This is a genomic window from Streptomyces sp. NPDC051183 (assembly GCF_040682455.1).
GTDB lineage: Bacteria > Actinomycetota > Actinomycetes > Streptomycetales > Streptomycetaceae > Streptomyces.
This window is the reverse complement of sequence record NZ_JBFBBA010000005.1, coordinates 103971-124947: the sequence shown is the minus strand read 5'-3', so window position 1 is coordinate 124947 and position 20977 is coordinate 103971. Positions and strand designations below refer to the sequence as shown.

Annotated in this window: 20 protein-coding genes and 1 pseudogene; 20 read left to right on the top strand and 1 reads right to left on the bottom strand. The window is 72.3% G+C overall.

Going from position 1 to position 20977, the window contains the following annotated elements; all coding sequences use genetic code 11:
* Position 1: 1 nt before the first annotated feature.
* From AB0M99_RS06230 to ftsH, 3 genes are all read left to right on the top strand, one after another.
* Positions 2 to 2428 (top strand): [protein-PII] uridylyltransferase, encoded by a 2427-nt coding sequence (locus AB0M99_RS06230; protein ID WP_365917488.1) that lies wholly within the window; start codon positions 2 to 4, stop codon positions 2426 to 2428.
* Positions 2429 to 2610: 182 nt separating this feature from the next.
* Positions 2611 to 4185 carry a signal recognition particle protein gene (gene ffh, locus AB0M99_RS06225; protein ID WP_365917487.1) on the top strand — a complete coding sequence of 525 codons (1575 nt, stop codon included), beginning with the start codon at positions 2611 to 2613 and terminating at the stop codon, positions 4183 to 4185.
* Between the two features lie 233 nt (positions 4186 to 4418).
* Complete coding sequence (ftsH, locus tag AB0M99_RS06220) at positions 4419 to 6254, top strand: ATP-dependent zinc metalloprotease FtsH (protein ID WP_365917593.1); 1836 nt, start codon at positions 4419 to 4421, stop codon at positions 6252 to 6254.
* A gap of 70 nt (positions 6255 to 6324) precedes the next feature.
* Here the strand turns inward: ftsH and AB0M99_RS06215 are convergent, their stop codons facing one another.
* Positions 6325 to 7011 carry a methyltransferase type 11 gene (locus AB0M99_RS06215; protein ID WP_365917486.1) on the bottom strand — a complete coding sequence of 229 codons (687 nt, stop codon included), beginning with the start codon at positions 7009 to 7011 and terminating at the stop codon, positions 6325 to 6327.
* Positions 7012 to 7142: 131 nt separating this feature from the next.
* Here AB0M99_RS06215 and proS point away from each other — a divergent pair, with 131 nt between their 5' ends.
* From proS to whiG, 17 genes and pseudogenes are all read left to right on the top strand, one after another.
* A complete protein-coding gene (proS, locus tag AB0M99_RS06210; protein ID WP_365917485.1) occupies positions 7143 to 8555 on the top strand; it encodes a proline--tRNA ligase in 1413 nt (470 codons plus the stop codon).
* A gap of 200 nt (positions 8556 to 8755) precedes the next feature.
* Positions 8756 to 9352 carry a hypothetical protein gene (locus AB0M99_RS06205; RefSeq protein ID WP_365917484.1) on the top strand — a complete coding sequence of 199 codons (597 nt, stop codon included), beginning with the start codon at positions 8756 to 8758 and terminating at the stop codon, positions 9350 to 9352.
* Positions 9353 to 9549: 197 nt separating this feature from the next.
* Complete coding sequence (gene rpsP, locus AB0M99_RS06200) at positions 9550 to 9987, top strand: 30S ribosomal protein S16 (RefSeq protein ID WP_365917483.1); 438 nt, start codon at positions 9550 to 9552, stop codon at positions 9985 to 9987.
* Between the two features lie 2 nt (positions 9988 to 9989).
* Entirely contained in the window at positions 9990 to 10229 is a 240-nt protein-coding gene (locus AB0M99_RS06195) for an RNA-binding protein (RefSeq protein ID WP_030011889.1), read from the top strand.
* A 93-nt stretch (positions 10230 to 10322) separates the two neighbouring features.
* Entirely contained in the window at positions 10323 to 10889 is a 567-nt protein-coding gene (rimM, locus tag AB0M99_RS06190) for a ribosome maturation factor RimM (RefSeq protein WP_365917482.1), read from the top strand.
* Positions 10889 to 11710 carry a tRNA (guanosine(37)-N1)-methyltransferase TrmD gene (trmD, locus tag AB0M99_RS06185; RefSeq protein WP_365917481.1) on the top strand — a complete coding sequence of 274 codons (822 nt, stop codon included), beginning with the start codon at positions 10889 to 10891 and terminating at the stop codon, positions 11708 to 11710. Before rimM ends, trmD begins: the two co-directional genes overlap by 1 nt.
* A 133-nt stretch (positions 11711 to 11843) precedes the next feature.
* Positions 11844 to 12194: a 50S ribosomal protein L19 gene (gene rplS, locus AB0M99_RS06180; RefSeq protein ID WP_365917480.1), complete on the top strand. Its 351-nt coding sequence runs from the start codon at positions 11844 to 11846 to the stop codon at positions 12192 to 12194.
* Between the two features lie 44 nt (positions 12195 to 12238).
* Positions 12239 to 12970 (top strand): signal peptidase I, encoded by a 732-nt coding sequence (lepB, locus tag AB0M99_RS06175; protein WP_365917479.1) that lies wholly within the window; start codon positions 12239 to 12241, stop codon positions 12968 to 12970.
* Positions 12963 to 13960 (top strand): annotated as a pseudogene (gene lepB, locus AB0M99_RS06170) (signal peptidase I). The gene lepB (AB0M99_RS06175) and the pseudogene lepB (AB0M99_RS06170) overlap by 8 nt, the downstream one beginning before the upstream one ends.
* Positions 13923 to 14849 (top strand): signal peptidase I, encoded by a 927-nt coding sequence (gene lepB, locus AB0M99_RS06165; RefSeq protein WP_365917478.1) that lies wholly within the window; start codon positions 13923 to 13925, stop codon positions 14847 to 14849. The pseudogene lepB (AB0M99_RS06170) and the gene lepB (AB0M99_RS06165) overlap by 38 nt, the downstream one beginning before the upstream one ends.
* A 42-nt stretch (positions 14850 to 14891) precedes the next feature.
* Positions 14892 to 15671: a signal peptidase I gene (lepB, locus tag AB0M99_RS06160; protein WP_365917477.1), complete on the top strand. Its 780-nt coding sequence runs from the start codon at positions 14892 to 14894 to the stop codon at positions 15669 to 15671.
* Positions 15661 to 16194: an NUDIX hydrolase gene (locus AB0M99_RS06155; protein WP_365917476.1), complete on the top strand. Its 534-nt coding sequence runs from the start codon at positions 15661 to 15663 to the stop codon at positions 16192 to 16194. The genes lepB (AB0M99_RS06160) and AB0M99_RS06155 overlap by 11 nt, the downstream gene beginning before the upstream one ends.
* 55 nt (positions 16195 to 16249) lie before the next feature.
* On the top strand, positions 16250 to 16558 hold the full coding sequence (locus tag AB0M99_RS06150) for a DUF2469 domain-containing protein (protein ID WP_005311352.1): 309 nt from the start codon (positions 16250 to 16252) through the stop codon (positions 16556 to 16558).
* A 144-nt stretch (positions 16559 to 16702) separates the two neighbouring features.
* On the top strand, positions 16703 to 17074 hold the full coding sequence (locus AB0M99_RS06145) for a YraN family protein (RefSeq protein WP_365917475.1): 372 nt from the start codon (positions 16703 to 16705) through the stop codon (positions 17072 to 17074).
* Positions 17074 to 18696: a YifB family Mg chelatase-like AAA ATPase gene (locus AB0M99_RS06140; RefSeq protein ID WP_365917474.1), complete on the top strand. Its 1623-nt coding sequence runs from the start codon at positions 17074 to 17076 to the stop codon at positions 18694 to 18696. The genes AB0M99_RS06145 and AB0M99_RS06140 overlap by 1 nt, the downstream gene beginning before the upstream one ends.
* The gene (gene dprA, locus AB0M99_RS06135; protein WP_365917473.1) at positions 18693 to 19913 is read left to right on the top strand and encodes a DNA-processing protein DprA; all 1221 of its coding nucleotides are present in this window, start codon (positions 18693 to 18695) and stop codon (positions 19911 to 19913) included. Before AB0M99_RS06140 ends, dprA begins: the two co-directional genes overlap by 4 nt.
* 209 nt (positions 19914 to 20122) lie before the next feature.
* Positions 20123 to 20959 carry an RNA polymerase sigma factor WhiG gene (gene whiG, locus AB0M99_RS06130; RefSeq protein ID WP_365917472.1) on the top strand — a complete coding sequence of 279 codons (837 nt, stop codon included), beginning with the start codon at positions 20123 to 20125 and terminating at the stop codon, positions 20957 to 20959.
* Positions 20960 to 20977: the final 18 nt, after the last annotated feature.

The window sequence follows — 20977 nt, the reverse complement described above, 5'->3', positions numbered from 1 at the left end:
GTTGACGAGTGTCGAAGAGACCACGGACCACACGGCCGACTCGGGACCCAGCGGCTACGCCGCGGCCCGGCTGCGACTCCTCCAGGAGGAGTCGCGGTCCGGGCCTTCGCGGCGTTCCGCCCTGGCCGGCCTGACCGACGACTGGCTGAGGGAGCTGTTCACGACCGCCGTACGGGAGACGGGCGTCCAGGGCGCCGCACTGGTCGCCGTCGGCGGCTACGGGCGGGCCGAACTCTCCCCGCGCAGCGACCTCGACCTGGTGCTGCTCCACGACGGCAAGGCCGACGCCCGGGCGCTGAGCGTGCTCGCCGACCGGCTCTGGTACCCCGTGTGGGACCTGGGCCTGGCCCTGGACCACTCCGTGCGCACCCCCGCGGAGGCCCGCAGGACCGCCGCCGAGGACCTCAAGGTGCACCTCGGCCTGCTGGACGCCCGGCCCGTCGCCGGGGACGTCGGGCTGCTCGCCGGGCTGCGCACCTCCGTACTGGCCGACTGGCGCAACCAGGCGGTCAAGCGCCTGCCCCAGCTGCACTCCCTGTGCCGCGAGCGCGCCGATCGGGCCGGGGAGCTCCGCTTCCTGCTGGAACCCGACCTCAAGGAGGCCCGCGGCGGGCTCCGGGACGTCACCGCGCTGCGGGCGGTGGCGGCGTCCTGGCTGGCCGACGCCCCCCGCGAGGGACTCGGCGAAGCCCGGCGGAGGCTGCTCGACGTGCGGGACGCGCTGCACCTGGTGACGGGCCGCGCCACCGACCGGCTCTCGCTCCAGGAGCAGCCGCAGGTCGCCGCCCGGCTCGGGCTGCTCGACGCGGACGCCCTGCTGCGCGAGGTGTACGAGGCCGCGCGGGTCGTCGCGTACGCCGAGGACGTGACCTGGCGGGAGGTCGGGCGCGTGCTGCGGGCGCGGGCGGCCCGGCCGAGGCTGCGCGGACTGCTGGGCACCCGGGGGGCCTCGGCGGTGGAGCGGGCACCGCTGGCGGAAGGAGTCGTGGAGTCCGACGGCGAGGCCGTACTGGCTCTGGCCGCACGCCCGGACCGGGACCCGGTGCTCCCGCTGCGCTTCGGCGCCGCGGCCGCGCAGGCGGGTCTGCCCGTGTCCCTGCACGCCGTACGCCGGCTCGCGGCGCAGGCCAAGCCCCTGCCGGTGCCCTGGCCGGCCGAGGCGCGCGAGCAGCTGCTGACCCTGCTGGGGGCGGGCGAGCCGACGGTGGCGGTCTGGGAGGCGCTGGAGGCGGAGGGCCTGATCGCACGGCTGCTCCCGGACTGGGAGCGGGTCCGCTGCCGGCCCCAGCGCAACCCGGTGCACACCTGGACCGTGGACCGGCACCTGGTGGAGACGGCGGTCCGGGCCTCGGCGCTGACCCGCCGGGTCGGCCGCCCCGACCTGCTGCTGATGGCCGCGCTGCTGCACGACATCGGCAAGGGCTGGCCCGGGGACCACTCGGTGGCGGGGGAGACGATCGCGCGCGACGTGGCGGTGCGCGTCGGCTTCGACGCGCAGGACGCTGCGGTGCTGGGGACGCTCGTACGCCACCACCTGCTGCTGGTCGACACCGCGACGCGGCGGGACCTGGACGACCCGGCGACCGTGAAGGCGGTGGCCGACGCCGTGGGGTCGCCCGGCACGCTGGAGATCCTGCACGCGCTGACGGAGGCCGACGCCCTGGCCACCGGGCCGGCCGCGTGGAGCGCCTGGCGCAGTTCCCTGGTGGCGGACCTCGTCGCGCGGGTCGCCGCGGTCCTGCGGGGCACGGCGCCGGCCGCCACCGAGCTGGAGATCCCGACCACGGAGCAGGAACGCCTCGCGGTGGAGGCGCTGCGCACCCGGGAGCCGGTGCTGGCGCTGCACGCGCGCCAGGAGGAGGACGCCGTCGGGGTGGAGCTGGTGGTAGCCGTCCCCGACCAGCCGGGGGTCCTCCCCGCGGTGGCGGGGGTGCTGGCGCTGCACCGCCTCACGGTGCGGGCGGCCGACCTGCGCTCCCTGGAACTGCCCGACCGGCTCGGGGAGGTCCTCGTACTGCGCTGGCGGGTTGCCGCCGAGTACGGCTCCCTGCCGGAGGCGGCCCGGCTGCGTACGGATCTGGTCCGGGCGCTGGACGGGTCGCTGGACGTCCCGGCGAAGCTCGCGGACCGCGAGGCGGCGTACCCGCGCCGCCGGGGCGTGGTCCCGCCGCCGCCCCGGGTCTCGGTGGTGCCCGACGTCTCCGCGCTGGCCACGGTCCTGGAGGTGCGGGCCCCCGACGCGGTCGGACTGCTGCACCGGATCGGGCGGGCGCTGGAGGGGGCCGGCGTCCGGGTCCGCAGCGCGCACGTCTCCACCCTCGGCGCCAACGCGGTGGACACGCTGTACGTGACCACCGCGGACGGCAAACCCCTGGATCAGACCGATGCGGCAGCCCTGGCCGCGTCGGTCGAGTCGGCCCTGGCGTAGCCCGCGCCCCAAACGCCGGCGGGGCTGAAGGATCCAGCTCCGCCGGCGTTTGATGCGCGGGTCCGGGCAGAGCCCGGGAGGCCCCGCGCGGCGGAGCTCGGGCCGCCGGGTCCACCACTTGGCGGGGGCCGATACCCTGGGGGACGACCACACCGCCCCCGACCCGAGGAATCGCGACCACCGTGTTCGATACGCTTTCCGACCGCCTCAGCGCGACCTTCAAGTCCCTCCGGGGCAAAGGCCGCCTCTCCGAGCAGGACATCGACGCTGCGGCGCGGGAAATCCGTATCGCCCTCCTTGAGGCCGACGTCGCCCTTCCCGTGGTCCGCTCGTTCATCGCGAACGTCAAGGAGCGCGCCCGCGGCGAAGAGGTCTCCAAGGCCCTGAACCCGGGCCAGCAGGTCCTCAAGATCGTCAACGACGAGCTCGTCTCGATCCTCGGCGGCGAGACCCGGCGGCTGCGGTTCGCCAAGACCGCCCCCACCGTGATCATGCTGGCCGGTCTCCAGGGTGCCGGTAAGACGACCCTCGCCGGAAAGCTCGGCCTGTGGCTCAAGGGCCAGGGGCACACCCCGCTCCTCGTCGCGTGCGACCTCCAGCGCCCCAACGCCGTCAACCAGCTCTCCGTGGTCGCGGAGCGCGCCGGTGTCGCGGTCTACGCCCCCGCGCCCGGCAACGGCGTCGGTGACCCGGTCCAGGTCGCCAAGGACTCCATCGAGTACGCGCGCACCAAGCAGTACGACGTGGTCATCGTCGACACCGCGGGCCGCCTCGGCATCGACCAGGAGCTGATGCAGCAGGCCGCGGACATCCGCGACGCCGTCAGCCCGGACGAGATCCTCTTCGTCGTCGACGCCATGATCGGCCAGGACGCGGTCAACACCGCCGAGGCCTTCCGCGACGGCGTCGGCTTCGACGGCGTCGTGCTCTCCAAGCTCGACGGCGACGCCCGCGGTGGCGCCGCGCTCTCCATCGCGCACGTCACCGGCAAGCAGATCATGTTCGCCTCGAACGGCGAGAAGCTCGACGAGTTCGACGCGTTCCACCCCGACCGCATGGCGGGCCGGATCCTCGACATGGGTGACATGCTCACCCTCATCGAGCAGGCCGAGAAGACCTTCAGCCAGGCCGAGGCCGAGAAGATGGCGGCCAAGCTGGCGAAGGGGCCGAAGGAGTTCACGCTCGACGACTTCCTGGCCCAGATGGAACAGGTCCGCAAGATGGGCTCCATCTCCAAGCTGCTCGGCATGCTCCCCGGCATGGGTCAGATCAAGGACCAGATCAACAACATCGACGAGCGCGACGTGGACCGCACCGCCGCGATCATCAAGTCGATGACCCCGGCCGAGCGCCACGACCCGCACATCATCAACGGCTCGCGCCGTGCCCGTATCGCCAAGGGCTCCGGTGTCGAGGTCAGCGCCGTGAAGTCGCTCGTCGAGCGCTTCTTCGAGGCCCGCAAGATGATGTCCCGCATGGCCCAGGGCGGCGGCATGCCCGGGATGCCGGGCATGCCGGGCATGGGTGGCGGCCCCGGCCGGCAGAAGAAGCAGATCAAGCAGGCCAAGGGCAAGCGCAAGAGCGGCAACCCGATGAAGCGCAAGGAAGAGGAGGCCGCGGCCGCCCTGCGCCGCGAGCAGGGTCCGCAGGGCGCCGAGCCCGCGGCCGCCGGCAACCCGTTCGGCCTCCCGGCCGGCGGCGGCCAGCCCGGCCAGGACTTCGACCTTCCGGACGAGTTCAAGAAGTTCATGAAGTAGTACGCACGCCAGTACGCGGGGGAGGGCCCCGGCCGCGCTCGTGACCGACAGGTCGAGCGGCCGGGGCCCTCCGCTTTTGCGGGGGCAATGATCAGGTTTGTCCCTTATCGTCGGCTGGGAGGACGGCATAAGGAGGCCACGTGCCCAGCCCCACCCCCGTACCGCCGCGCGACCGGGCCGACACCCCCTGGCGCTCGGAGGGCGCACCGCCCACCCCGCCGCCCAAGAAGAAGATGCCCGGCGGCTGGCGGGGGCTGATCCTCACCGCCCTGATCGTCTACCTGGTGACCAACCTCGTCCTGTCCTTCTTCAACGAGGGCGACGAGCCGACCATCTCCTACACGGAGTTCAGCAAGCAGGTCACCGACGGCAACGTCTCGAAGATCTACTCCAAGGGCGACGCCATCCAGGGCCAGCTGAAGACCAAACAGCCGGTGCCCGACGGGGGCAAGGGCGACTACACCAAGTTCGTCACCCAGCGCCCCGCCTTCGCCGACGACCAGCTGTGGGCCAACCTCACCAAGCAGAACGTCAACGTCACCGCCTCCCCGGTGGTCGTCCAGCGCAGCTTCCTGGTCAACCTGCTGATCTCGCTCGCCCCGATGCTGCTCCTGGTCGGCCTCTGGCTGCTCATCGCCCGCCGGATGGGATCGGCGATGGGCGGCATGGGCGGGCTGGGCCGCAAGGCGCCGCCGAAGCCGGTGGAACTGGAGGAGGGCGCCAAGCGCACCACCTTCGAGGACGTGGCCGGAATCGACGAGGTCGAGGGCGAGCTCAACGACGTCGTGGACTTCCTCAAGAACCCGGAGCAGTACCGGAGGATGGGCGCCCGGATGCCCGGCGGGGTCCTGCTGGCCGGCCCGCCGGGGACCGGCAAGACCCTGCTGGCGCGCGCGGTCGCGGGGGAGGCCGGGGTGCCGTTCTTCTCCGCCTCCGCCTCCGAGTTCATCGAGATGATCGTCGGCGTGGGCGCCTCCCGGGTGCGCGAACTCTTCTCCGAGGCCCGGAAGGTGGCTCCGGCGATCGTGTTCATCGACGAGATCGACACGATCGGACGGGCCCGCGGCGGCGGCTCCGCCATGGGCGGCCATGACGAGCGCGAGCAGACCCTGAACCAGATCCTCACCGAAATGGACGGTTTCTCCGGCTCGGAGGGCGTGGTCGTACTGGCCGCCACCAACCGCGCGGACGTCCTGGACCCCGCGCTCACCCGGCCCGGCCGCTTCGACCGCACGGTGGCCGTCTCCCCGCCGGACCGCGCCGGCCGCGAGGCGATCCTGCGCATCCATACCCGCGACATCCCGCTGGCCGAGGGCGTGGACCTCGCCCAGGTGGCCCGTACGACACCGGGCATGACCGGGGCCGAGCTCGCCAACCTGGCCAACGAGGCGGCCCTGCTGGCGGTCAAGCGCCAGCAGCGCGCGGTGACCCAGTCAGACCTCTCGGACGCGCTGGAGAAGGTCCAGCTGGGCGCGGAGCGGCCGCTGGTCATGCCCTTGGAGGAGCGCCGGCGTACGGCGTACCACGAGAGCGGCCACGCCCTGCTGGGCATGCTCCAGCCGGGCGCCGACCCGGTCCGCAAGATCACCATCGTGCCGCGCGGCCGGGCCCTGGGCGTGACCCTGTCCACCCCGGACGCGGACCGCTACGCGTACACGGAGGAGTACCTCCGCGGCCGCATCATCGGCGCGCTGGGCGGCATGGCCGCCGAACAGACCGTCTACGACGTCGTCACCACGGGCGCGGAGAACGACCTCGAACAGGTCACCAACCTCGCGCGCGGGATGGTCGGCCGCTGGGGGATGAGCGACCGCGTCGGCAAGCTGACCGCCATCCCGTCCGACGGGCAGAGCCCCTACGGCCTCTCCGCCGCCCCCGCCACGCTCGACGTGGTGGACCACGAGATGCGGCGCATCGTCGACGAGTGCTACGCGGAGGCCTGCCGCCTGCTCCGCGAGAACCGCCACAAGCTGGACGCCCTCGCGGAGGCGCTGCTGGCGAACGAGACGCTGGAGGAGTCCGCGGCCTACGCCGCCGCGGGCATCACCCGCCTGACGAAACCCGCCTGACGGGACCCGCCCGACGGGACCCGCCCGACGGGACCGCCCGGCGTAGCGGCGGCCGCGGGCGGGGCCGCCGCTACCTCGTGCGGGCCACCACGTAGCGAAAGATGTTCGGCAGCCAGACGGCTCCGTCCGGCCGCTCGTACGGGTGAAGCGACTCCGCCAGCTCCTTCTCCGCCAGCGCGGGATCGGCTGCCGCCGCACCGTCGTACAGGCCCGTCGAGAGCAGCCCCCGCACCGCGCTGTCCACGTCCGCGTACCCGAAGGGGCAGAACACCCGCCCCGAGCCGTCCGGCCGCAGGCCCGCCCGCTCGACCACCGCGTCCAGGTCGCGCGGAGCCGGACCGCCGCCCAGCACCGCCGGCACCGTGCACCGCTCCGGCGGCCCCCAGTCGGCCAGCACCACCGCACCGCCCCGCCGGACCGCCGGCAGCGCGGCGGCCAGGGTGCCAGGGCCGGGCGAGAACGCCAGCAGGACGTCGTACGGCCGCGCCGTGGGCACCGGGGGTGCCGCCACCACCTCCAGCAGCCGCTCCCGTGCCAGCGCCCGGCGCGCCGGGTCCGGCTCCACGCCGGTGGCCGAGGCGCCCCGCCCCGCGGCCAGCAGCAGCGGCAGTCCGGCCCCGCAGTCCAGGCCGAGCAGCCGGTTGCCCGGCCCGACCTCCAGCCGGTCGTAGACCGCCTCGTACAGCGGTACCAGCATCCGTTCCTGGATCTCCGCCCAGTCCCGGGCGACGAGCGTCGCCGTCGGCGTCGGTGTCATCGAAAGAGCGCTCCTGATTCCGTGTCGCCCCCTTGCCCCCGCTGCCAGAGAACTCCCGATTCGCCCCCGCGTCCAGAGGAGCGCGCCACCCGATTCACGCTCGGGTCGCCCGGCGCCGTACCATTCGCGCCATGGCAAAGGCACCCGTTCTCACCCCGCAGGCGGAGGATTTCCCCCGCTGGTACCAGGATCTGATCAACAAGGCCGAGCTGGCCGACAACGGTCCGGTCCGCGGCACGATGGTCATCCGGCCGTACGGCTACGGCCTGTGGGAGCGGATGCAGCAGGAGATGGACGCGCGCATCAAGGACGCGGGCGCCCAGAACGCGTACTTCCCGCTGTTCATCCCCCAGTCGTACCTGACGAAGGAAGCCGAGCACGTCGAGGGCTTCGCCCCCGAGCTCGCGGTCGTCACGCACGGCGGCGGCAAGGAGCTGGAAGAGCCGGTCGTCGTCCGGCCCACCTCCGAGACGATCATCAACGACTACTTCTCCAAGTGGGTCCAGAGCTACCGCGACCTGCCCCTGCTGATCAACCAGTGGGCCAACGTGGTCCGCTGGGAGATGCGCCCGCGCGTGTTCCTCCGTACGAGCGAGTTCCTGTGGCAGGAGGGCCACACGGCCCACGCCTCGTACGAGGACGCCCGCGACTACGCCTCCCGGATCCACACGGACGTCTACGGCGACTTCATGACGAACGTCCTCGGCATCGACGTCGTGCTCGGCCGCAAGACCGCCAAGGAGCGCTTCGCCGGCGCCATCAACACCCTCACCCTCGAGGGCATGATGGGCGACGGCAAGGCCCTCCAGCTGGGTACGAGCCACGAGCTCGGCACCAACTTCGCCAAGGCCTTCAACACGCAGTACCTGTCGAAGGAAGGCAAGCAGGAGCTCGTCTGGCAGACCTCCTGGGGCGTCTCGACCCGCATGGTCGGCGGCCTGATCATGTCCCACGGCGACGACAACGGCCTGCGGGTCCCGCCGCGCCTCGCGCACGTCCAGGTCGTCGTCATGGCGATCAAGGGCGACGAGGCCGTCACCAAGGTCCGCGAGCTCGGCGCCCAGCTGAAGGCCGCGGGCCTGCGCGTCCAGGTCGACGACCGCGTCGACACCCCCTTCGGCCGCCGCGCCGTGGACTGGGAGCTCAAGGGCGTACCGGTCCGCATCGAGATCGGCCCCCGCGACCTGGAGGCCGGCACCGCGATGCTGGCCCGCCGGATCCCGGGCGGCAAGACCCCGGTGCAGATCGACGCCCTCGCCGACCTGCTGCCCAAGGTGCTGGAGGAGGACCAGGCGCAGCTGCTGCGCGAGTCCCGCGAGCGCCGCGAGTCCCGTACCTCCGACGTCTCCACCATCGAGGAGGCCGCCGAGGCCGCCATCGCCGGTGGCTGGGCGCGGATCCCGTGGGCCGACCTCGGCCCCGAGGGCGAGGCCAAGCTGGCCGAGCAGGCCGTCTCCGTGCGCTGCCTGGTCGCGGCCGACGGGTCGGTCCCGGAGGCGGACGACGCCCCCGGTACCCTCGCCATCGTCGCGCGCTCCTACTGAGTGACTCCTGCGCCCCGGCGTGCGGCCCGTGCCGCGCGCCGGGGCGGCTTTGTCGTTAGTCCTCGTTACGTACCGACTCCTCCTGGGATCGACGCACCCGTCCTCGTCAGGACGCATGAGACTGAACTGACTGGTACGTGCAAAAAATTTGGAATGGCCCGGAATCGGAACACCGGGGCACCTCGGCTCGTTGTCACGACGTGAGCACGACACCACCTGTTCTCGCCGCAGAGCTGGCACAGGCGTGGGCCGATATTCAGCGGTACCACCCCGAGCTGCCTGACCTTGCCGCGCCCGAGTCCCTGATCGGAGAGTCCTCGTCCGCCTGCGGCGCCGAGCTCTCCTTCGAGCGACTGCTCCACGAGGCAGTCCACGGCATCGCCGCAGCGCGCGGAGTGCGCGACACCTCGCGCGCCGGCCGCTACCACAACCGCAGATTCCTCGCGATCGCCGAGGAGATGGGGCTGGACCACTCCGACGAGCCGCACGCGAGCAGCGGCTTCTCGCTGGTCTCGCTCAACCCCGAGGCCAAGCGGCGCTACCGCCCCACCATGGAGCGACTGCAGCGCGCGCTGAAGGCGCACACGGTCGCCACGGCCGCCGACACCAAGCGCAGCTTCCGCGGTCCGGCCGCCCGGCACGGCTCCTCCGGCGGCGGGGTGCGCGTCAAGGCGGTGTGCGACTGCGGGCGCAATGTGCGGGTGGTCCCCTCGGTACTGGCCCAGGCCCCGATCGTGTGCGGGGGCTGTATGAAGCCCTTCCGCATCCCGGAGGTCGCCGTCGCCGTGGCGTCCTGACGTCGCGGCCGGGCGGCCGGAGCGGGCCCTCCCGGCTGAGCCCGCCGCGGGCGTATGGCACAATGGCTAGCTGTACTCGACAGTCGCATAGGACCCCTCTCTCCTCCGGCTGACGCGTCCATCGGGCACCCGAGTACCGCAACCCCACGTGGCATCTCATGTGCCCAACCACGTCAAGTTCAGGAGACACCACTCCAGTGGCAGTCAAGATCAAGCTCAAGCGCCTCGGCAAGATTCGCCAGCCGCACTACCGCATCGTCGTCGCCGACGCCCGCACCCGCCGTGACGGTCGCGCGATCGAAGAGATCGGTATCTACCACCCGACGTACAACCCGTCGCGCATCGAGGTCAACGCCGAGCGTGCGCAGTACTGGCTGTCCGTTGGCGCCCAGCCCACCGAGGCTGTGCTCGCCATCCTGAAGCTGACCGGTGACTGGCAGGCGCACAAGGGCCTCCCGGCCCCCGCGCCGCTGCTGCAGCCGGCGACGAAGGAGAGCAAGCGTCGCTCCTTCGACGAGTTCGCCAAGGCCCTCGAGGGCATCGGCGAGGGCAAGGGCGAGGCCATCACGCAGAAGAAGAAGGCCGACAAGAAGGCGGACGAGGCTGAGGCCGCCGCCGAGTCGACCGAGGCCTGAGCATGCTCGAGGAGGCTCTTGAGCACCTCGTGAAGGGCATTGTGGACAACCCCGACGAAGTGCAGGTCGCCTCGCGCAACCTGCGCCGCGGACAGGTGCTCGAGGTCCGGGTTCACCCCGACGACCTCGGTAAGGTGATCGGCCGCAACGGCCGCACCGCACGTGCTCTGCGCACCGTCGTGGGCGCCATCGGCGGCCGGGGGATCCGCGTCGACCTCGTCGACGTGGACCAGGTCCGCTGAGACCCGGTTTGCTAGAAGCGTGAAACACCGGCACGGGCCGGGGAGGGCATTCGTGCCCGCCCCGGCCCGTCGTCGTCTGAACAGGAGAGCACAGTGGAGTTGGTAGTCGCGCGGATCGGCCGCGCCCACGGCATCAAGGGTGAGGTCACCGTCGAGGTGCGCACCGACGAGCCGGAACTGCGGCTCAGTCCCGGCGCCGTGCTCAAGACGGAGCCCGCGGCGGCGGGACCGCTGACCATCGAGACGGGCCGGGTGCACAGCGGGCGGCTGATGCTCCGCTTCGCCGGCGTCAAGGACCGCACCGGCGCCGAGGCGCTGCGCAACATCCTGCTCATCGCGGAGGTCGACCCGGCGGAGCTGCCCGAGGAGCCCGACGAGTACTACGACCACCAGCTCATGGACCTCGACGTGGTCCTCGCCGACGGCACCGAGATCGGCCGGATCACCGAGATCTCCCACCTGCCCTCGCAGGACCTGTTCATCGTCGAGCGTCCGGACGGCTCCGAGGTGATGATCCCCTTCGTCGAGGAGATCGTCGCCGAGATCGACCTGGAAGAGCAGCGCTGCGTCATCACCCCGCCCCCCGGGCTGATCGACGAGCGCGAGGCGATCATCGACTCGACCCGTGGCGAGGACTCCGGATCCGGGGAAGAAGCCTGATGCGTCTCGACGTCGTCACGATCTTCCCCGAGTACCTGGAGCCGCTGAACGTCTCCCTCGTCGGCAAGGCGCGGGCGCGCGGGCAGCTCGACGTACACGTCCATGACCTGCGGGAATGGACGTACGACCGGCACAACACGGTGGACGACACCCCGTACGGCGGCGGTCCCGGCATGGTCATGAAGACCGAGCCGTGGGGCGAGGCCCTGGACGCGGCGCTGGCCGACGGCTACGAGTCGGGCGCGCACGGCCCCGTCATGGTCGTCCCCACACCCAGCGGCCGGCCGTTCACGCAGGAGCTCGCCGTCGAGCTCTCCGAGCGCCCCTGGCTGATCTTCACCCCGGCCCGGTACGAGGGCATCGACCGCCGGGTCATGGACGAGTACGCCACCCGCATGCCGGTCTACGAGGTCTCCATCGGCGACTACGTCCTGGCCGGCGGCGAGGCGGCCGTCCTGGTCGTCACCGAGGCCGTCGCGCGACTGCTGCCCGGGGTGCTCGGCAACGCCGAATCGCACCGGGACGACTCCTTCGCGCCCGGCGAGATGGCCAACCTGCTGGAGGGGCCCGTCTACACCAAGCCCCCGACGTGGCGCGGCCGCGGCATCCCGGACGTGCTGCTCAGCGGCCACCACGGGAAGATCGCCCGCTGGCGCCGGGACGAGGCCTTCCGCCGCACCGCGCAGAACCGGCCCGACATGATCGAGCGCTGTGAGGCCTCCGCCTTCGACAAGAAGGACCGGGAAGCGCTGAGCATCCTGGGCTGGAAGCCGACCGCTGACGGCCGATTTTGGCGTAGGCCGCAGACCGTGGAAGAATAGGCGGCTGCTGTGTGCTCGCGTGCGCCCCTGCCACAGGGGGAACGTCGCCCGCCGAGTGACCCGGCTCCCGAATTCTCTACGGAAACCCGCACCGGCGACCTGTGGCGTCGTGCGAAGAAAGCAGACGAACAACATGTCTCACCTGCTCGATGGCGTCAACGCCGCCGCGCTCCGCTCGGACGTCCCGGCCTTCCGCCCGGGTGACACGATCAACGTGCACGTCCGCGTGATCGAGGGCAACCGCTCCCGTATCCAGCAGTTCAAGGGCGTCGTCATCCGTCGCCAGGGCTCTGGCGTCTCCGAGACCTTCACCGTTCGCAAGGTCTCCTTCAGCGTCGGCGTGGAGCGTACCTTCCCGGTGCACTCCCCGATCTTCGAGAAGATCGAGCTCGTCACCCGCGGTGACGTGCGTCGCGCGAAGCTGTACTACCTCCGTGAGCTCCGCGGCAAGGCCGCGAAGATCAAGGAGAAGCGCGACAACTGAGGTCCCCTCCGGGGTCCGGGGCTGGCCGGATAGGCTCGTTCCCGATGGACACCGAAGCACCTCACACGCAGCGCGGCCACTCTTCCCCCGGCGAGGGGGAGGGGCGGTCGCGTTTTGCGTTTCCCCGGGCCCGTGCGTTCCTGACCTGGCGGCGGGCGGGGCTGCTCGGCGTGGCCTGCACCGCCTTCCTGCTGCTGCTCAGCAATTTCGTCGTCCAGCCGTTCCTGATCCCGAGCCGGTCGATGGAGCCGACGCTGGAGGTCGGGGACCGGGTGCTGGTCAACAAGCTGGCGTACCGTTTCGGCGACCAGCCGGCGCGGGGCGACATGGTGGTCTTCGACGGCACCGGATCCTTCGTGCGGGAGGGCGCGAACGGCGGCGCGGACAACCCGATCGGCACGGCCCTGAACGGCGCGGCCTCGGCGCTCGGGCTCGCGGAGCCGTCCGACACCGACTTCGTGAAGCGGGTCGTGGGCGTCGGGGGCGATGACGTGGTGTGCTGCGACGCCGGTGGCCGGATCAAGGTCAACGGGGTTCCGCTGGAGGAGCCGTACCTGTTCTCCGGCGACGCGCCCTCGAAGGTGCCGTTCCGGATCGTCGTACCCCTTGGGACCCTGTGGGTCATGGGTGATCATCGTTCCCAGTCCCGGGACTCCCGGGACCACCTGGGGGAACCGGGCGGGGGGATGGTGCCGGTGGAGAAGGTGATCGGGCGGGCCGACTGGATCGGCTGGCCGGTTTCGCGCTGGGGCTCCGCGGGCGGCGGACGTGGGTAGCCGGGGCAGGCCGAGGGCCGAACGGGAGCCCGATCCGGAGCCGGAGCCCGTCGCGCCGGCGGAGACCGGCGGCCGGGCCGAGCGGCGCAGGCTGGCGCGCCGGGTCCGGCGGCGCCGGCGTACCCGCCGGGCGGGGGAGGTGCCCCTGCTGGTGGTGGTCGCGCTGTGCATCGCCCTGCTCCTCAAGACGTTCCTCGTGCAGGCCTTCTTCATCCCGTCGGGCTCCATGGAGCAGACGATCCGGATCGGGGACCGCGTGCTCGTGGACAAGCTGACGCCGTGGTTCGGCTCCAAGGTCGAGCGTGGCGACGTCGTCGTGTTCAAGGACCCCGGGGGCTGGCTCAAGGGCGAGGCGGCGCGCCCCGCACCGGACCCGGTCGTGGTCAAGCAGATCAAGCAGGCCCTGACCTTCATCGGACTGCTGCCCTCGGCCGACGAGCAGGACCTGATCAAACGGGTCATCGCGGTCGGCGGGGACACCGTCAAGTGCTGCGACGCGCGGGGCCGGGTCAGCGTCAACGGCTCCCCGCTCGACGAGCCGTACGTGAACCCCGGCAACTCCCCCTCGGACATCCGTTTCGAGGTGCAGGTACCGAAGGGCCGGCTGTTCGTCATGGGCGATCACCGGGCGAACTCCTCCGACTCCCGCTACCACCTCGACGAGGCCTTCCAGGGCACCATCGACGAGGGCGAAGTGGTGGGCGAGGCCGTGGTCATCGCCTGGCCCTTCGGCCACTGGAGCCGGCTGGAACAGCCCGCCACCTTCCGCATGGTGCCCGATCAGGCGCGGCGCGGACGGCGCGCGCCCCGTCGGCGCCGCCGGGGCACGTCGTTCGCATAGTGTGTCCTCGGCTCCCGCGCCTTCGGGAACTCCCGCTCGTTATGGGAGGGGAGGGCCCGTGTCTGATCCGGTGCGGGCGGCGAATCCGAGTGAGGAGTGGATGTGGGGGATGTGGCGGTAGGCGCGCGATCCGGACGCGACGAGGGTGATGAGCGGCCGGACGATGCCTTCGAGCGCAAGGCCGCCGAGGGCGAGGCCAAGGACGGGGACGCGGCGGACGGCGAGAAGGCCGCGCGCCCGCACCGCTCGTTCTGGAAGGAGCTTCCGCTCCTGGTCGGTATCGCGCTGCTGCTGGCCCTGCTGATCAAGACCTTCCTCGTGCAGGCGTTCTCGATCCCGTCCGACTCGATGCAGAACACCCTGCAGCGCGGGGACCGGGTGCTGGTGGACAAGCTGACGCCGTGGTTCGGCTCCGAGCCCGAGCGCGGCGAGGTCGTCGTCTTCCACGACCCGGCGAACTGGCTGTCCGGAGAGCCCACCCCCGAGCCGAACCTCGCCCAGCAGATCCTCAGCAAGATCGGCCTGATGCCGGACGCCGCGGAGAAGGACCTGATCAAGCGGACGATCGCCATCGGCGGTGACACGGTCGAGTGCAAGAAGGGGGGACCGGTCGTCGTCAACGGCAAGGAGCTCGACGAGCCGTACATCTTCCCCGGCAACACCCCGTGCGACGACGCCCCGTTCGGTCCGATCACCGTGCCCAAGGGCAAGATCTGGGTGATGGGCGACCACCGCCAGAACTCCCAGGACTCCCGCTACCACATGCAGGACTCCACCCAGGGCTTCGTGCCGGTCGACAAGGTCGTCGGCCGGGCCATCGTCGTCGCCTGGCCGGTCACCCGCTGGTCCACCCTCCCGGTCCCGGACACCTTCGACCAGCCGGGCATCGGCAACCAGGCCAAGGCCACCGCGGCCGGCCTCGGTGCCTCCGGGCTGGGGCCGGTCGGGCTGGCTCCGGCCGCGCTGGGGCTCACCGGCGCGGTGCCCGTCGTACTGTGGCGCCGACGGAGGCTGACCAGCGGGCGTACCGCCGGGTAGGGTGCCGCCCAGGTCGACGATCTCCGAGTTGGGGTTGCTGCAATGGGCGGAACAGAAGCAGGGCGAGCGATACGTGGCGACGATGGCCGCGGCGGCCTCGGCAACGTGTTGTCGGGGATCGTCGTGGCCATCGGCTTCGTGCTGTTCCTCGGCGGTTTCGTGTGGGGAGCGCTCGTGTACCAGCCGTACACGGTGCCGACCGACTCGATGATGCCGACGGTCAAGCCCGGGGACCGGGTGCTGGCGCAGCGGATCGAGGGCGGTGAGGTGCGCCGGGGCGACGTGGTGATCTTCACGGATACCGCGTGGAGCGATTCGCCCATGGTCAAGCGGGTCGTCGGCGTCGGCGGGGACACCGTCAAGTGCTGCGGCGACGGCGGCCGGCTCACGGTGAACGGCAAGGAGCTGGACGAGCCGTACATCGAGGAGGACAGGCTCGACGTGGCGGGCGCGCCCAGCGGCGGCGCTTCGCGGACGGCGTTCGAGGTGACCGTGCCCGAGGGCAACATCTTCCTGATGGGCGATCGGCGGGGCGCCTCGCTGGACTCCCGGGCGCACCTTCAGGAGGCCGGACAGGGGACGGTCGCCCGGGCGGCGGTCAAGGCCAGGGTCGACGCCCTCGCCTGGCCCTCCTTCTCGATGGTGGAGCGGCCGAAGACGTACGCCGCCCTGCCGGGCGGGATCTCGGGGCACGGCCCGCTGCGGCTGCAGCTGACCGCCGTCGTGGCCGGAGCCGCCCTGGTGGTGCTGGGGGCCGCCTACGGGCCGGTCGTACGGGTCCTGGGGCGCGGGCGGCGACGGGAGCGGGCCGGTGTCAGCTGACCCGGAGCACGCGGGGCACCCGGAGCACGCGCAGAGCGGTCCGGGCCCGCGGAAGGTGTCGCGGGTGATCCTGCTGGACCCGGCGGACCGGATCCTGCTGCTGCACGGCTTCGAGCCGGCGGACCCGGCGGACGACTGGTGGTTCACCCCGGGCGGCGGCCTGGAGGGCGACGAGAGCCGGGAACAGGCCGCACTGCGGGAGCTGGCCGAGGAGACCGGCATCACCGAGGTGGAGCTGGGGCCGGTGCTGTGGCACCGGTACTGTTCCTTCCCCTTCGACGGGCGGCGCTGGGAGCAGGACGAGTGGTACTTCCTGGCCCGTACCGCGCAGACGGCGACCGAGCCGCTCGGGCTCACCGAGCTGGAACGGCGCAGCGTCACCGGAGCCAGGTGGTGGACCTCCGAGGAACTTCTCACAGCACGTGAGACGGTGTACCCGACCAGACTCGCCGAGCTGCTCCGTACGCTGCTCGTCGACGGGCCTCCGGGTGCGCCGGTGATCCTGGCCCCGGAAATCGTTTAGGGGCGAGAGTGCCTGGCGCACAATAGGGGGACGCACGGCTGAAGGGGAACATGCCATGAGTGCCGAGGACCTCGAGAAGTACGAGACCGAGATGGAGCTGAAGCTCTATCGCGAGTACCGCGACGTCGTCGGGCTGTTCAAGTATGTGATCGAGACCGAACGTCGTTTCTACCTCACCAACGACTACGAGATGCAGGTGCACTCGGTCCAGGGGGAGGTGTTCTTCGAGGTCTCGATGGCCGATGCCTGGGTCTGGGACATGTACCGGCCGGCCCGCTTCGTGAAGCAGGTGCGGGTGCTGACCTTCAAGGACGTGAACATCGAGGAGCTCAACAAGAGCGATCTCGAACTTCCGGGCAGCTGAACCGCGGCCGAGCGGCGGCTGAGCGGCCGATTCCCTCACATTCCCCCGCAAGGGTGATGGCGTTGTCCACAACGCCACGGTTGTCCACCAAGATCCACAAGGTGGGAGGGGACGCGGGATCGTCGGTGCCGGAGGTGGTGCCGGATGAACGCGAAGGGCGTGGCACAGCAGGCATTGGGGCGGTACGGCGAGGAGCTCGCGGTCCGGCGGCTGACCGAGGCCGGGATGACCGTCATCGCACGGAACTGGCGGTGCCGCAGCGGGGAGATCGACATCGTCGCGCGGGACGGGGACGCCCTCGTCGTGTGCGAGGTCAAGACCCGGCGGGAGGGGGAGTTCGAGCATCCCATGGCCGCCGTCCGGCCGGGCAAGGCCGAGCGGCTTCGCCGGCTCGCCGGGCGCTGGCTCGCCGACCACGGCGGACCGCCCTCCGGCGGGGTGCGCATCGACCTCGTCGGGGTCCTGCTGCCGCGGCGCGGTGCGCCCGTGGTGGAGCACGTCAGGGGGGCGGCCTGATGGGGTTCGCGCGGGCCTGCTCGGTCGCCCTGGTGGGCGTCGACGGCGTGGTGGTGGAGGTACAGGCCGATCTGGAACCGGGCGTCGCCGCCTTCACCCTGGTGGGACTGCCCGACAAGACCCTGATCGAGAGCCGCGATCGGGTGCGGGCCGCCGTGGTGAACTCGGGCGCCGCCTGGCCGCAGAAGAAGCTCACGGTCGGGCTCAGTCCGGCCTCGGTGCCGAAATCCGGCGCCGGCTTCGACCTGGCCGTGGCCGCGGCGGTGCTGGGCGCCGCCGAGGTGGTCGACCCCGCGGTCATCGCCGATCTCGTGCTCATCGGGGAGCTGGGCCTGGACGGCCGGGTGCGGCCCGTCCGGGGGGTCCTGCCGGCGGTCCTCGCCGCCGCCGAGGCGGGCTACCGGCAGGTGGTGGTGCCGCAGCAGTGCGCCGCCGAGGCCGCTCTCGTCCCGGACGTCTCGGTGCTCGGCGTCCGCAGCCTGCGTCAGCTCATCGCGGTCCTGACCGACGGCGTGGTCCCGGAGGAGGAGCCACCGGACCCGCCGGGGCGTCCCGATCCGATACTGGCGGGCCTGATCCTCCCGGGGGCGGGCCGCGGCTCCGGTGCCGTGAGCGCGGCCGGGAGCGGGGAGGGGCTGGACCTCGCGGACGTGGCGGGGCAGCACCTCGCCCGCCGGGCCCTGGAGGTGGCCGCGGCCGGGGGCCATCACGTCCTTTTGAGCGGCCCTCCCGGAGCGGGCAAGACGCTCCTCGCCGAGCGGCTGCCCGGGATCATGCCCCCGCTCACACAACAGGAGTCCCTGGAAGTCACGGCCGTGCACTCCGTCGCGGGAATCCTGCCGCCGGGCGAGCCGCTCGTGACGACCGCGCCGTACTGCGCGCCCCACCATTCGGCGACGATGCAGGCCCTGGTGGGCGGTGGCAGCGGACTGCCCCGGCCCGGCGCTGTCTCGCTCGCGCACAGAGGGGTGCTCTTCCTCGACGAAGCACCGGAGTTCCGTCCCCAGGTGCTGGACGCGCTGCGCCAACCCCTTGAGTCGGGGCAGATCGTGGTGGCACGCGCGGCCGGGGTGGTGTGCCTGCCCGCACGCTTCCTCATGGTGCTGGCAGCCAACCCCTGCCCGTGCGGGCGGCACACCCTGCACGGTGCGGGCTGCGACTGCGCGCCCTCGTCGATCAGGCGCTACCAGGCCCGGCTGTCCGGTCCGCTGCTGGACCGGGTGGACCTTCGCATCGAGGTCGAGCCGGTCAGCAGGTCCGACCTGCTCGCCGAACGGGGGCGGGGCGAGAACAGCGCCACCGTCGCCGCGCGGGTCAGCGAGGCACGGTCCCGCGCGGCCCGCCGCCTCGGCGACACCCCCTGGAGGATCAACAGCGAGGTCCCGGGGCGCGAGCTGCGCACGCGCTGGCAGCCCGCCCCCGGTGCGCTCGCCCAGGCCGAGCGCGACCTGGAGCGGGGACTGCTCACCGCCCGCGGCCTCGACCGGGTGCTGCGGGTCGCCTGGACCGTGGCCGACCTGCGGGGCAGGGACCGGCCCGACGCACTGGACGTGGCCGTCGGTCTGGAACTGCGGACCGGCATCGCCCGCGGGGCCGTGCTGGCGGCGGGGGCCGGGCCATGACGGGGGCCGAGGCGCCCGGCCCGCAGCCCGTGGCGGTGGCCGGGGCCGACGACCGGGAGGTGCTCGCGCGGGTCGCGCTGACCCGGGTGCTGGAGCCCGGGGAGGAGCTCGGAGGGCGCTGGCTGCGGGAGCACGGGGCCGTCGGGCTGATACGGCTCCTGACCGGGCCCGAGGCGCAGGCCGGGCCGGGGGTGCCGGCCGGGGTGGCGCCGGAGCGGCTCGCCGGGTACCGCAGACGGGCCGCCCTGGCCGACCCCCGGCGCGACCTGGAGGCCGCCGCCGAGGCGGGCTGCCGGTTCGTCCGCCCGGGCTGCGCGGAGTGGCCGACCCAGCTGGACGACCTCGGCGACGCCCGGCCCGTGGGGCTGTGGCTGCGGGGCCGGCCGGACCTGCGCACCTGGGCGCTGCGCTCCGTCGCCCTGGTCGGGGCCCGCGCCTGCACACCATACGGGGCACACATGGCCCAGACCCTGGCCGCCGGGCTCACCGAGCGGGGCTGGGTGGTCGTCTCCGGCGCGGCTTACGGGATCGATGCCGCCGCCCATCGCGGGGCCATCGCGTCGGGCGGGGCCACGGCCGCGGTGCTCGCCTGCGGGGTGGATGTGGCGTACCCCCGGGGGCACTCCGAGCTGCTCGGCCGGATCGCCGCCCAGGGGCTGGTCATCGGGGAACTGCCGCCGGGCAGCCACCCCACGCCCAGCCGGTTCGTCCTGCGCAACCGCGTCATCGCGGCCCTCACCCGGGGCACGGTCGTGGTGGAAGCCGCCCACCGCAGCGGGTCCCTGGTCACCGCCCGCCGGGCCCGGGAACTGGGCCGGTTCACCATGGGCGTCCCGGGACCCGCCACCAGCCGACTCTCCGCCGGGGTGCACGAACTGCTGCGCGGCGAAGCGGTGCTCGTCACCGACGCCGCCGAGGTCATCGAACTCGTCGGCACCATGGGCGAGCTGGCACCGGCGCGCCGCGGCCCGGTGATCGCCCGGGACCTCCTGGGCCGGGACACCGCCCGGGTCCTCGAAGCCCTCCCGGCGGGCCGCCTCGCGAACCTGGAGGAGGTGGCCCTCGCCGCGGGCACCGGCACCGATGAAGTCATCGGCAGACTGTACGAACTTCACTCTCTGGGGTTCGTCGAACGGCAGGGCGACGGCTGGCAGTTGACCCGACAATCACCTGGAGGAGGCACACGAACCGGTGTCACCCGGCGAGGCGGTCATTGACCTGGGGCGTTCCGGTGAAAGAGTGAAGCCGATGAGAGACGCGGCCTTCCCGGTGGCACCTGCCGGGACCGTGCGCCAGGCGCCGGTCCCGGGTGGCCCGCGCGAGTCCGGGCGCCCTTGCGGCCCTGCGCGATCCCGTACTCTTCGCGCACCGCGACACTTCCGTCACGCTACGCTCCCAAGGAATCCCGCTCCGGCAAAGGCGAAGCATGCCCCAGCACACCTCAGGGTCTGACCGCGCTGCGGTGCCCCCCGCTGCCCGCGGCAGCGTGCGGTCGACCGCGCCCTCGTCCCTGGAGGTGCTGTGGCGCTCGTACAAGGACTCGGGTGACGAGCGGCTGCGGGAGCAGCTGATCCTGCACTACTCGCCGCTGGTGAAGTACGTGGCCGGCCGGGTCAGCGTCGGTCTGCCGCCCAATGTCGAACAGGCCGACTTCGTCTCCTCCGGGGTGTTCGGACTGATCGACGCGATCGAGAAGTTCGACATCGAACGGTCCATCAAGTTCGAGACGTACGCGATCACCCGCATCCGGGGCGCGATGATCGACGAGCTGCGGGCGCTGGACTGGATCCCGCGCTCGGTCCGGCAGAAGGCGCGGGCCGTGGAGCGGGCCTACGCCACGCTGGAGGCCCAGCTGCGCCGCACCCCGACCGAGAGCGAGGTCGCCGGTGAGATGGGGATCGGGGTGGAGGAACTCCACACGGTCTTCAGCCAGTTGTCGCTGGCGAACGTGGTCGCGCTGGAGGAGCTGCTGCACGTCGGCGGGGAGGGCGGCGACCGCCTCTCGCTGATGGACACGCTGGAGGACACCGCCGCGGACAATCCGGTGGCGGTGGCCGAGGACCGCGAACTGCGCAGGCTCCTGGCCCGGGCGATCAACACCTTGCCCGAGCGGGAGAAGACGGTGGTCACCCTCTACTACTACGAGGGCCTCACGCTGGCGGAGATCGGCAACGTGCTGGGCGTCACCGAGAGCCGCGTCAGCCAGATCCACACCAAGTCGGTGCTGCAACTGCGGGCGAAGCTGGCGGATGTCGGGCGCTGACGCGCACCGGCCTTGCGG

Bases quoted from the DNA above. Each gene is read 5' to 3' on its own strand.
- ftsH (WP_365917593.1), top strand. From the start codon at position 4,419: ATGCCCGGCGGCTGGCGGGGGCTGATCCTCACCGCCCTGATCGTCTAC.
- AB0M99_RS06215 (WP_365917486.1), bottom strand. From the start codon at position 7,011: ATGACACCGACGCCGACGGCGACGCTCGTCGCCCGGGACTGGGCGGAG.
- proS (WP_365917485.1), top strand. From the start codon at position 7,143: ATGGCAAAGGCACCCGTTCTCACCCCGCAGGCGGAGGATTTCCCCCGC.
- AB0M99_RS06195 (WP_030011889.1), top strand. From the start codon at position 9,990: ATGCTCGAGGAGGCTCTTGAGCACCTCGTGAAGGGCATTGTGGACAAC.
- trmD (WP_365917481.1), top strand. From the start codon at position 10,889: ATGCGTCTCGACGTCGTCACGATCTTCCCCGAGTACCTGGAGCCGCTG.
- rplS (WP_365917480.1), top strand. From the start codon at position 11,844: ATGTCTCACCTGCTCGATGGCGTCAACGCCGCCGCGCTCCGCTCGGAC.
- lepB (WP_365917479.1), top strand. From the start codon at position 12,239: ATGGACACCGAAGCACCTCACACGCAGCGCGGCCACTCTTCCCCCGGC.
- lepB (WP_365917477.1), top strand. From the start codon at position 14,892: ATGGGCGGAACAGAAGCAGGGCGAGCGATACGTGGCGACGATGGCCGC.
- AB0M99_RS06150 (WP_005311352.1), top strand. From the start codon at position 16,250: ATGAGTGCCGAGGACCTCGAGAAGTACGAGACCGAGATGGAGCTGAAG.
- AB0M99_RS06145 (WP_365917475.1), top strand. From the start codon at position 16,703: ATGAACGCGAAGGGCGTGGCACAGCAGGCATTGGGGCGGTACGGCGAG.
- AB0M99_RS06140 (WP_365917474.1), top strand. From the start codon at position 17,074: ATGGGGTTCGCGCGGGCCTGCTCGGTCGCCCTGGTGGGCGTCGACGGC.
- dprA (WP_365917473.1), top strand. From the start codon at position 18,693: ATGACGGGGGCCGAGGCGCCCGGCCCGCAGCCCGTGGCGGTGGCCGGG.
- whiG (WP_365917472.1), top strand. From the start codon at position 20,123: ATGCCCCAGCACACCTCAGGGTCTGACCGCGCTGCGGTGCCCCCCGCT.